At 66.6% G+C, this 10,111-nt stretch carries 11 protein-coding genes and 2 pseudogenes; 7 read left to right on the top strand and 6 right to left on the bottom strand.

The genetic code is table 11. From position 1 onward, the window contains the following. Together AC2VOP_RS16330 and AC2VOP_RS16325 are read right to left on the bottom strand one after the other, a co-directional pair. Positions 1–205, bottom strand: a pseudogene (locus AC2VOP_RS16330) (nitronate monooxygenase); the annotation flags it as partial. A gap of 150 nt (positions 206–355) precedes the next feature. Beyond that, positions 356–1,255 (bottom strand): metal-dependent hydrolase, encoded by a 900-nt coding sequence (locus AC2VOP_RS16325; RefSeq protein WP_486961941.1) that lies wholly within the window; start codon positions 1,253–1,255, stop codon positions 356–358. Positions 1,256–1,491: 236 nt separating this feature from the next. Here AC2VOP_RS16325 and AC2VOP_RS16320 point away from each other — a divergent pair, with 236 nt between their 5' ends. The 4 genes from AC2VOP_RS16320 to AC2VOP_RS16305 all read left to right on the top strand — a co-directional run bounded on the left by AC2VOP_RS16320 (position 1,492) and on the right by AC2VOP_RS16305 (position 5,162). Beyond that, positions 1,492–1,719 (top strand): hypothetical protein, encoded by a 228-nt coding sequence (locus tag AC2VOP_RS16320; protein ID WP_486961940.1) that lies wholly within the window; start codon positions 1,492–1,494, stop codon positions 1,717–1,719. Positions 1,720–1,838: 119 nt separating this feature from the next. Continuing rightward, positions 1,839–2,342 (top strand): hypothetical protein, encoded by a 504-nt coding sequence (locus tag AC2VOP_RS16315; RefSeq protein ID WP_486961939.1) that lies wholly within the window; start codon positions 1,839–1,841, stop codon positions 2,340–2,342. A 24-nt stretch (positions 2,343–2,366) separates the two neighbouring features. Continuing rightward, entirely contained in the window at positions 2,367–3,641 is a 1,275-nt protein-coding gene (locus AC2VOP_RS16310; protein WP_486961938.1) for a competence/damage-inducible protein A, read from the top strand. Positions 3,642–3,698: 57 nt separating this feature from the next. After that, a complete protein-coding gene (locus AC2VOP_RS16305) occupies positions 3,699–5,162 on the top strand; it encodes a lipase maturation factor family protein (protein ID WP_486961943.1) in 1,464 nt (487 codons plus the stop codon). 111 nt (positions 5,163–5,273) lie between these two features. On the opposite strand, the gene dtd is transcribed toward AC2VOP_RS16305, so the two are convergent. Then, the gene (gene dtd / locus AC2VOP_RS16300; protein ID WP_486961937.1) at positions 5,274–5,723 is read right to left on the bottom strand and encodes a D-aminoacyl-tRNA deacylase; all 450 of its coding nucleotides are present in this window, start codon (positions 5,721–5,723) and stop codon (positions 5,274–5,276) included. Between the two features lie 82 nt (positions 5,724–5,805). Between dtd and AC2VOP_RS16295 the strand changes: the two genes are divergently transcribed. Next, positions 5,806–6,120, top strand: coding sequence for an MTH1187 family thiamine-binding protein (locus AC2VOP_RS16295; protein WP_486961936.1), 315 nt, complete (start codon positions 5,806–5,808; stop codon positions 6,118–6,120). A 7-nt stretch (positions 6,121–6,127) separates the two neighbouring features. Here AC2VOP_RS16295 and AC2VOP_RS16290 read toward each other — a convergent pair whose 3' ends face one another. Both AC2VOP_RS16290 and AC2VOP_RS16285 read right to left on the bottom strand, forming a co-directional pair. Then, positions 6,128–6,895 carry a M15 family metallopeptidase gene (locus tag AC2VOP_RS16290; protein ID WP_486961942.1) on the bottom strand — a complete coding sequence of 256 codons (768 nt, stop codon included), beginning with the start codon at positions 6,893–6,895 and terminating at the stop codon, positions 6,128–6,130. A gap of 25 nt (positions 6,896–6,920) precedes the next feature. Then, complete coding sequence (locus AC2VOP_RS16285; RefSeq protein ID WP_486961935.1) at positions 6,921–7,358, bottom strand: STAS domain-containing protein; 438 nt, start codon at positions 7,356–7,358, stop codon at positions 6,921–6,923. 269 nt (positions 7,359–7,627) lie between these two features. On the opposite strand from AC2VOP_RS16285, the gene AC2VOP_RS16280 reads away from it, so the two are divergent. Together AC2VOP_RS16280 and AC2VOP_RS16275 are read left to right on the top strand one after the other, a co-directional pair. Further along, positions 7,628–8,950 carry an acyltransferase family protein gene (locus tag AC2VOP_RS16280; RefSeq protein ID WP_486961934.1) on the top strand — a complete coding sequence of 441 codons (1,323 nt, stop codon included), beginning with the start codon at positions 7,628–7,630 and terminating at the stop codon, positions 8,948–8,950. A 69-nt stretch (positions 8,951–9,019) separates the two neighbouring features. Continuing rightward, on the top strand, positions 9,020–9,736 hold the full coding sequence (locus tag AC2VOP_RS16275) for an Rv0518 family GDSL lipase (RefSeq protein ID WP_486961933.1): 717 nt from the start codon (positions 9,020–9,022) through the stop codon (positions 9,734–9,736). A 10-nt stretch (positions 9,737–9,746) separates the two neighbouring features. On the opposite strand, the pseudogene AC2VOP_RS16270 reads toward AC2VOP_RS16275, so the two are convergent. Then, positions 9,747–10,111: pseudogene (locus AC2VOP_RS16270) on the bottom strand (isocitrate lyase ICL2); the annotation flags it as partial.

The following is a 10,111-nucleotide window of genomic DNA, read 5'->3' as shown; positions in this document are numbered from 1 at the left end:
TCACGATGTCGACGCCGTAGGGATGGTTGCCGATGTGCTCGTCGATCCAGTTGAGCTCGATCTCGAGTTGCTCGGGTGTGAAGCCGACCGCCCCGAGCACCCCGAAACCACCGGACTTGCTCACCGCGGCGACCACATCGCGGCAGTGGGTGAACGCGAAGATCGGAAACTCGATGCCGAGCTCATCGCAGATCGCGGTATGCATGTGCGCTCCTTAGCAGGCAACACGAATTGAAACGCGTTCTAGTTTAGTACCAGATCGACCGGGCTCGCCGTGCGGACCGTCTGCCGCGGTCCGAGCCTCCGGCGCGCAGCACCGGCAAGAGTCGCGGCCCCGATCGGGTTGGTCGACTGCCTACTTGATGCGGTCGCTGATCTCCCCGCCGTATCCGTCAGCTCCGAACAGCTCTGTGCGCCAGATGGTTTCGAGCTCGGTGGTGTCGATGTCGTTGGGGTGGAAGCCGGGCCGCATGTACTGCGCGAGTTCGCGCATCAATCCCTTGACCAGTGGGCCGCGCAGCACCTGGTAGAGCTGGTGCAGCGTCTTGACCGGACGCCACGCTCGCGGATCGGTGAGGACAGACAACGTGACGAACATGACGACTAGCGGGATCGTCAGGTAGTACATGTGACGCATGACGGCGATCCGGGTATCCTCGGCGCCGCCCACCGATGTGAACACGTCGAACGCCACCGACTTGTGCTCTGATTCCTCCACGGCGTGCCAGTTGAGCAGGTGCCATACCTCCGGGTCACCTGGGATTGCCTGCAGTTCGTCGCTGGATAACAGCCGTCGCGCCACGGTGGCGGTGTAGTGCTCAGCGGCGGCGGTCCATGCCAGGTGTCCGTATCGGGACCGGCGGCTTTCGAACTTGAGCAACCATCGCTCCCGGCGGCTGTCGTGACCGAAGTTGAACAGCCGCACCAGCGGATAGCCCATGTCGATGAGCTTGTCATTGAGGTGACGATGCTCTTGCCCGTGGACGGATTCCTGGCCGATGAATCCTGCTACACGCCTTTTCAGGCCGGGGTCGGTTATCTCGTCCCTGAATCGGCGGACAGAGCGGATGAATGATTCCTCGCCGGGCGGGAACACCGCCGACAACATGGCGACCAGGTGACTAAGCACGATGTTGTCGTCTGCGAAGAAGTGCCGCATCGGTTTCTGCTCGCCGAACCTGAATCGCACGCGGCGAACCGGTGGAACGGGCAGCTTCGCTGGACCCGACGATGCGCTAGTGACGACGTTGGCCATGAGGCTTTCTCCTGTGTGTCGCTACTGGTCAAGTCCTCGTCTGACAATGCAGCGTACGGTCGCTCAGCTTATGCGGTACCGTTGGTACTGCATATCTTGACCGACGGGGTGAGGAACTGTCAATACCTCGTGCAGCGCAACCGCCCAGTCTGCCGCCGCCGCTGCCAGGTGGGCTGCACCGGCCGAGCCGCAACTGCTAGCGTCTTCGACCAAGATGTAACTACCAGGAGCAACCGATGACCACCGCAACCGATGCTCGGCAGGCCCTGTCTTCGTTCGCGGAACAGTTGGGCTGGCAACGCAGGGAACACGACCGGGCCGATATCTACATCCGTGGCCTGTCCCACGTCCATGTGATGTGGCGCGGTGCCGGCGTTCTCAACGGGGGATCGCATTACGAGGACTCTGTGCTGCTGACCTACACCAGGGATCTGACGAAGATCCGGGGCTGGCTGGCCAAGTAACGATCACCGCAACGACTCTCGTTCGCAACGGTTCCATAAACGGCCGCGTCTGTCACTCAAGTCACTCTCGCCGTGGCTTAACTTCGGTCCCGACCTGTCGTCGTAGGGATTGGAAAACCATGTCACGCATCCGAAACCGCATCACCGTCATCGCGGGCGCCGCCGCGGGTCTGTTCGTAGCCGCACTGGCGTCGAGCGCGACTGCGACTGCGGATCCGACCACGCTGGCGAGTCCGGGCCTGCCGGGGCTCGTGGAGCAGGTCGGCAGCATTCCGCAGCAGTTGCTGCAGACCGCCGCAGCTGCACTGGGCGCTGCGCCGGCATTACCGCCGGCACCCGCGCCCATCGCCACCGCCACCATCAACCTGCCTCAGAGCGCCGCGACGCTCGCCCCGACAGCCGGCACCGCCGCCGGCCTGCCGGTCACGTCCGGACTTCCGATGCCGGCCAATCTCAGTTCGCTGCTGCCGTTCCCGCTGCCGAATCTCGGCGGCATCACCCCGGCCGCCGCTGGGCCGGCAAGCTTCCCGGGCCTTCTCGTCCCGTCCGCCCCGGCCGCGGTGCCGGTGGTGCCAAGTCATCCGGCGGCCGGTAGTTTGCCCATCATCTCCGCGCTGCCGTAGCACTGGCTGCGTAGTCTCGGACCGGTGAGTGCACGTGCGGGAGTTGTGGTCACCGGCACCGAGGTACTGACTGGACGGGTTCACGACCGCAACGGTCCCTGGATCGCCGACCGCCTCCTTGAGCTCGGGGTTGAACTGGCGCACATCACGATCTGCGGTGACCGCCCCAGCGACATCGAGGCACAGCTGCGGTTCCTGGCTGCCGACGGCGTGGATCTGATCATCACCAGCGGCGGACTGGGACCAACGGCTGATGATCTGACGGTAGCGACCGTAGCCCGCTTCTGCGGGCGCGAACTGGTGCTGGACTCCGACCTGGAAGCCAGGATCGCCAGGATCCTGACGTCCTTGATGGCGCGTTACAACACCCCCGACAGCGCCGACTTCGAGACGATCCGGGCCGCCAACCGCAAGCAGGCCCTGATTCCGGCCGGGGCCTCGGTGATCGACCCGGTGGGAACCGCGCCCGGCGTGGTGGTGCCCGGCCGCCCGACGGTGGTGGTGTTACCGGGGCCGCCACGCGAGCTGCAGCCGATGTGGCAGAGGGCGGTGCAGACCTCCGCCGTGCAGTCCGCGATCGCCGGCCGGACCATCTACCGGCAGCAGACCGTGCGGATGTTCGGGTTACCGGAGTCCGGGTTGGCCGACACGCTGCGCAACGCACAGGAGCGTGTCGCCGACTTCGATCAGCTCGAGATCACCACCTGCCTGCGGCGCGGGGAGATCGAGATGGTCACCCGCTACGAGCCCGGCGCCGAGCCGGTGTATCAGCAACTGGTCACGCTGCTGCGCGGGCGCCACGCCGACGCGATCTACTCCGAAGACGGTTCACGGGTGGACGACATTGTCGCCAGGTTGCTGACGGGCCGCCGGATCGCGACCGCGGAATCCTGCACCGCCGGACTGCTGGCGGCACGGCTGACCGAGGTGGCGGGTGCGTCGGGCTACGTCGCCGGCGGGGTGGTTTCCTACTCCAACGACGCGAAGGTGGACTTGCTCGGAGTCGACGCCGCGTTGATCGCCGAACACGGCGCGGTCTCCGAGCCAGTGGCAGAGGCTATGGCGGCCGGGGCGCTGCGCCGCTTCCAGGCGGACACCGCGGTGGCGATCACCGGGATTGCCGGACCGGGCGGGGGCACTGCGGACAAGCCGGTGGGCACGGTCTGCTTCACCGTATTGCTGGGTGACAGCTCGATGATCACCCGAACCACCTGGGTGCCGGGCAACCGCGCCGATGTCCGGGAGCGTTCGACGACCGTGGCCATGCACCTACTGCGGCGCGCGCTGTCAATCGCCTGAATTGGGCCCGCATCCGGTGGTATGAACATCACAGGAGTTGCGGGCTTGGAAACATACTTGGCGTGGTTCACGGCACCCGACTATTGGCTGGGCCGGTTGGTGCTGGAACGCGGTATCGCGGCCATCTATCTGATCGCGTTCATCGCCGCCGTGCGGCAGTTCCGCGCGCTCATCGGGGCGCACGGCATGCTACCGGTGCCGCGGTTCCTCCAGCGGCAGCCATTCCGAGCCGCGCCCAGCATCTTTCACCTCCACTACTCCGACCGGTTCTTCGCCGGCGTGTGCTGGTTAGGTGTTGCGCTCTCGGCGGCCATCGTCGCCGGCGCCGCCGACCGGGTGCCGCTGTGGGCAGCGATGCTGGGCTGGCTGCTGCTGTGGGTGTTGTACCTGTCGATCGTCAACGTCGGTCAGACGTGGTATTCGTTCGGGTGGGAATCCATTCTGCTGGAGAGCGGGTTCCTGGCCATTTTTTTGGGCAACGATCGCGTCGCGGCGCCGGTGCTGGTGATGTGGCTGGCTCGGTGGCTGGTATTCCGGATCGAGTTCGGCGCGGGGCTGATCAAGCTGCGCGGCGATTCGTGCTGGCGCGACTTGACCTGCCTGTACTACCACCACGAAACGCAGCCGATGCCGGGGCCGTTGAGTTGGTTCTTCCATCACCTGCCCAAGCCGTTGCACCGGGTTGAGGTGGCCGGCAACCATTTTGCCCAGCTCGTGGTTCCATTCGGGTTGTTCGCCCCTCCGCCGGTAGCCAGCGGCGCGGCCGTGATCATCGTCGTCACCCAGCTGTGGCTGGTGGCGTCCGGCAATTTCGCCTGGCTGAATTGGGTGACGATCATCCTGGCTTGCAGCGCGATCGACGGCTCGCTGGCGGCATCGCTGCTGCCGATCCCTGAACCGCCGGCACTGCCGCAGGCACCGCCGTGGTTCGCCGGCTTGGTCTTCGCGTTCACCGCCACGGTGGTGGTGCTGAGCTATTGGCCGGTACGCAACCTGCTCTCTCGCCAGCAGCGGATGAACGCGTCGTTCAACCCGTTTCATCTGGTCAACACCTACGGTGCGTTCGGATCGATCGGCCGGACCCGCCGCGAAGTGGTGATAGAGGGCACCGACGAGCCGGAGATCACCGATGAAACGGTATGGAAAGAATACGAATTCAAGGGCAAGCCCGGCGCGCTGCACCGGTTGCCGGCGCAGTGGGCGCCGTATCATCTGCGTCTGGACTGGTTGATGTGGTTCGCAGCTATCTCCCCGCTGTACGCGCAGCAGTGGCTGAGCGCCTTCATGGTGCGGCTGCTGGAAAACGACCGGGCGACATTGCGCCTGTTGCGCCACAACCCGTTCCCCGACGCCCCGCCGCAGTATGTGCGGGCGCTGCTGTACATCTACCGCTTCACCACCTGGCGGGAGCTGCGGCGTGACCGGGCGTGGTGGCACCGCACGCTGGTGGGGGTTTACCTGCCGCCGGTCGGGCTGGCCACCGCGCAGCGGCCCCCGCTCCGCGACGGTCCGGCGCTGTGATCGGGGGAGCATCGGCCGCCAGGTAGTGTCCTCAGTCAGATTCCGACCATCTGCGGCCAGACCACTAAGGAGCGGTGCGTGCCAGGCCCAGCCGATCCGCCGAGTCTCCGGTCACAGCTCCAGCAGCAGAGTCACCGGGCCGTCGTTGACCAGTTCAACCTGCATATGCGCGCTGAACACTCCGGTTTCCACGTGTGCACCCAGGCCGCGGAGCGCGCCGGCGAACGCGGCGACCAGCGGCTCGGCCACCGCTGCGGGCGCGGCGGCGTTCCAGGACGGCCTTCGCCCCTTGGCGGTGTCGGCGTAAAGCGTGAACTGGCTGACCACCAGAATCGGCGCATCGACGTCAGCGGCGGATCGCTCGCCGTCGAGAATCCTCAGCCGCCAAAGCTTCTCGGCAAGCCGCTGCGCTTTGGCGACGTCATCGGTGTGGGTGACTCCGACGAAGACCAGCAGCCCCTGTCCGTTCGAGCCGTCCGGGCCAACCGGTTCGACCGCACCGACTATCCGGTGATCGACCGACACACGCGCCGACGAGACGCGTTGTACCAGAATCCGCATGAGGTTCGATGCTGCCATCGTTGCTGGCGGTGCGGCCAGTCGAAGTACGCTCGTCGTGGTGCGTCTGGGTCAGGTGAGATAGGTGTCTGTGCTGGTTGCGTTTGCTGTCACGCCGCTGGGTGTGGGGGAGGGCGTCGGTGAGATCGTCGCGGAAGCGGTGAGGGTCGTTCGCGAGTCCGGACTGCCGAACCGGACCGACTCGATGTTCACTGTGCTCGAAGGCGACACCTGGGCGGAGGTGATGGCCGTGGTGCAGCGGGCGGTGGAAGCCGTGGCGGCGCGCTCACCCCGGGTCAGCACCGTGATCAAGGTGGACTGGCGACAGGGTGTCGCCGACGCGATGACCGCAAAGGTCGAGTCGGTGGAACGCCACCTGTCCAACCCGGCCGGGCGTTGACTACCGCTCAACCGACCGGAACGTCGAGGATGGGCCGTTCGACGCCGGCGCCCGGGCCGTCGAAGTGCCACCACTCGCCGGAGTAGGCTGCGAGGCCGCCGGCACGCATGGCGCTGCGCAGCGCGGCCCGATTCGACGCCGCCGCTTCACTGATGCCTCGGGTGGCGAACGCCAACGCACGCGGCGAGAAATCGTCGAAGTCGGTCCCCATGTCGACCGGGCAGGCCCTACCGGCGCGCCGCGCCGCCGGGCACTGGGCAGTCGGGTCCGCCAGGCCGGCCAATGTCACGTCGACCGAACGCCCGGACTCGTGGCTGCGGGCGAACGGTCCGGGCCGGGCCACCCAGTTCGGGTCGGGAACCGCTTCGAACATTGCGACCTGCGCGGCATGCGGCCGATAGCAGTCCCAGAAGACCAGCCCACGGCCCTGGCGACGCAGCACGTCGGCCGCGGTCGCAAGGCCCGGCGCCAGAGATTCGTGCACCAGGCAGCGTGCGTCGGGTGGATACAGCGATGTTCCGACGAAATTGTCCGGCGTCGCATAACGCAGGTCGACGATCGCATCCGGGACGGCTCTGCGAACATCGACCAAGCCCGCGGCACGCGCCGCAGTGCCGACCGGGGGCACGCCGGGGGAGGGATCCGGCCCCGAATCCGGTGATGCCGAACTCGGGGAGCAGAAACCGAGACCGGCGGTGCACGCCACGGCAAGCGCCCCGAGCACCCGGCCGGCACGCCGCAGCCTGCCGGCGAGTTGGGCCGCGACACCGACCAGCGCGGCGACTGCCTTGCGGGCTATTTCAGGCCGTCTTCTCAAACAACGGCAGCAGCACCTGACGACGCCGCTCGATCACGTTGGCGAGGTTGTGCAGCGCTTGGTGCACCGAACGGGACGTCGGGAATTTGGCATCCTCGTCGAAGTCACGCAGCAGATCGCTGACGGCCGGGCTTGACACAAGCGTCCATTCCACGCCGGCGGCGCGGCAATCCCCGTCCAGCACGCATAACAGCCAGATACCAGCGGCCCCAATAGCATCGACACCACTCATATCCAGCACCAGTGGTTCTTTGGCGAGGATGAAACGCCGAACCTGGTCGCTGAGGCGATCGACGTTGGTGGGGTCGATGCGGCCCCGGATCGCCACCACCGTTGCCAGGTGGCGATAGTGCGCGCGAACCTGCGCGCCCCCGCAGTCGAGCGTGGAGTTGGTCGAGTCCCAAGCAGTCGTGGTAGGCATGATCGGCCTCAGTCTTCGGTCGCAATATCCAGGTCGGCAATCGCCGGTCTCTCCGTGTTCTCGACGCTAGGCGGCGAAGTTAAGGCGGCATGGGCCGGCGTTTAACGCTTTGGTGAGAACTGAATTTCCTACGGTCGGCGTGGTTCGAGCAACGGCGATGGCGGCCGCTGGATGATCACCGACGGCCACCTCCCGTACCGGAGACGATTGCGCTGTTAGTCTGCCAACACGAGAGCCGCAGTAGCAGAGCCCACCGGCGAAAGAGTGTTGTGCACACCGGAGAGATCAAAGCCCTCACCGGGCTACGCATCGTCGCCGCGGTGTGGGTGGTGTTGTTTCACTTCCGGCCACTGCTGGCCGCGGCGGCCCCCGAATTCAGCGATGCGCTCGCCCCGGTGCTCAACTGCGGTGCGCAGGGCGTCGACCTGTTCTTCATTCTCAGTGGATTCGTGCTGACCTGGAACTACCTGGACCGCATGGGAGTGACGTGGTCGGCGCGCGAGACGGCGCACTTTCTGTGGCTACGGCTGGCCCGGGTGTGGCCGGTTTACCTGGTCACTCTGCACCTTGCCGCGCTGTGGGTGATCTTCACGCTGCACGTCGGTCACGTGCCGTCGGAGGAGGTCAGCCAGCTGACAGCGACCAGCTATGTACGTCAGATCCTGCTGGTTCAGCTGTGGTTTCAGCCCTACTTCGACGGGTCCAGCTGGGACGGGCCGGCCTGGTCGATCAGCGCGGAATGGTTGGCCTACCTGGTGTTCGGCGTGCTGGTGCTGATGGTCTACCGAATGGCGCGGGTGACCAGGGCGCGCAACGTGATGTGGCTGGCGGTCGCTGCGTCGCTGCCGCCGATGCTGCTGCTCTTGGTGAGCGGTCAGTTCTACACACCCTGGAGCTGGCTGCCGCGGATCGTCATGCAGTTCACTGCGGGCGCGCTGGCCTGCGCGGCGGTGCGTAAGCTGCGACTGACCGAGCGCGCCCGCAGAGGTGCCGGGTATGCTTCCGCGGCGCTTCTGGGTGTCATCGTCGGCGCCCTGTACTTCTTCGATGCCCACCCGCTGTCCGGGATCTACGACAGCGGGGGACTGGTCGACGTGTTGTTCGTGCCGCTGGTGGCGGCGCTGACGGTCGGCGTGGGCAGCCTGCCGAGGCTGCTGTCCACCCGGCTGCTGGTGTACGGCGGTCAGATCTCGTTCTGCCTGTACATGGTGCACGAGCTGGTGCACACCGCGTGGAACTGGGCCGCAGAGCAGTTCGACGTCGCTCTGCACGGTGCGATCGGGCAATGGATCGTCATCGCACTCTTGGGGATCGCCGTCACCGGCTCGATGCTGCTGTTTCGCACCGTCGAAGAACCCGCCCGCAGGTGGATGCGCAGCATGGCCACCATCGGCGGCGCCAACGCCGTTACGGGCGCGCCCGAGCGGGTTGAGCCCGCCAGCGATCAGATCGACCTCCAGCGCGACCCGGTCGCCGTCGTCGATGAGATCCTAGATCCGCGCGGGACGGCGGTCGCCGCAAGCACGGCAAGCACGGCAAGCGCGATGCAACCGTTACCGCGTCGTGGCAGTGGCGCGTTGACCGTGCAGTAACGTCACACGCCGGGATACATCGCGGCGCGGGTGGTGGCGCCATCGACCGGGAAGACTGGGGAGGTTGCGGTGACCCGGCTGACCACTTTCGCGGTCGCGCTAGCTGCTTCGGTAGCTGTCGCAGCGCTGCCCTGGATCCGTCCGCTCGCGCAGCGCCCGGCGCCGGCTCGGTGCTGCGAGACCCGGCTGCTCGGTTCGCCGGAGGAGCACGTCGCGGTGATCGGCGACTCCTACACGGCCGGCTCGGCCGAGGGTGGCGAGGGCGCCAGGGGCTGGCCCGAATTGGCATGGCAGAAGCTGGCCCGCCGCGGAATGCACGTCGCGGCCGATGTGGCGGCGGAGGGGGGCGCCGGCTACGGCGCGCGCGGCAATCAGGGCAGCCTGTTCGAGGATCTGGCCTCCCGGGCGGTGCACGCTGACGACGCGCTGGTGGTGTTCTTCGGCTCCCGCAACGATCGCGATGTCGACCCGGCGCAGTTGACGACGATGGTCCGTGACACGCTCGGCCTCGCGCGCCGGTCCACGTCGTTGGCGAGGCTGCTGGTGATCGGCCCGCCATGGCCCACCGCTGACGTGCCCCACGCCATGCTGCGGGTCCGGGACATCCTCGCGACCGAGGCCCGTGCGGCGGGTGCGGAGTTCGTCGATCCGATCGCCGAGCGATGGTTTGTCGACAGACCCGATCTGATCGGCACCGACGGTGTGCACCCCACCGACGCCGGGCATGCCTACCTGGCCGACTATATAGTGCCGCTGATGTACGCCCAGCTGCCGAAGCAGGCGTAACGGGCGCGGGCTACCCTTCCTTGCGGATCAGCCGCCAGAGCGCCGCGTGATCGGGTGCGAGCAGCTCCGCGATGCGTGGCTGGTTCACCTCGGCGACGATGATCTCGCCCACCTCTTGGTGAACGTCGCGGAAGATGCCGTGCGACTTCATCTTCTCGGTCTGGTACAGGTTGTCCTCGGTGGGAGTGACGTAGTGCACCCAGTCAGCCTTGAAGCGGTGCACCAACCAGAGGTGGATCAGGGTCATCAGCCGTTTCTGGCGTAGCTCCTCGGCGAAGGTGTTCTGGTCGCGCACGGTCAGGATGCTGCTGCCGTGCCGGTCCTGGAACGGCGTGAAGATGACGTTGGCGAGTTTGTCCTCGACGTCGCTGCCCT

The sequence above is a fragment of the Mycobacterium sp. TH-M106 genome (genome assembly GCF_057473765.1).
Note: the sequence above shows the minus strand (reverse complement) of the source record. Positions and strands in the feature narration are given on the sequence as shown.

What these genes read in the sequence shown, in the direction of transcription:
- AC2VOP_RS16325 (WP_486961941.1), bottom strand. Translation starts at nt 1,255, where the DNA reads ATGGCCAACGTCGTCACTAGCGCATCGTCGGGTCCAGCGAAGCTGCCC.
- AC2VOP_RS16315 (WP_486961939.1), top strand. Translation starts at nt 1,839, where the DNA reads ATGTCACGCATCCGAAACCGCATCACCGTCATCGCGGGCGCCGCCGCG.
- dtd (WP_486961937.1), bottom strand. Translation starts at nt 5,723, where the DNA reads ATGCGGATTCTGGTACAACGCGTCTCGTCGGCGCGTGTGTCGGTCGAT.
- AC2VOP_RS16320 (WP_486961940.1), top strand. Translation starts at nt 1,492, where the DNA reads ATGACCACCGCAACCGATGCTCGGCAGGCCCTGTCTTCGTTCGCGGAA.
- AC2VOP_RS16285 (WP_486961935.1), bottom strand. Translation starts at nt 7,358, where the DNA reads ATGCCTACCACGACTGCTTGGGACTCGACCAACTCCACGCTCGACTGC.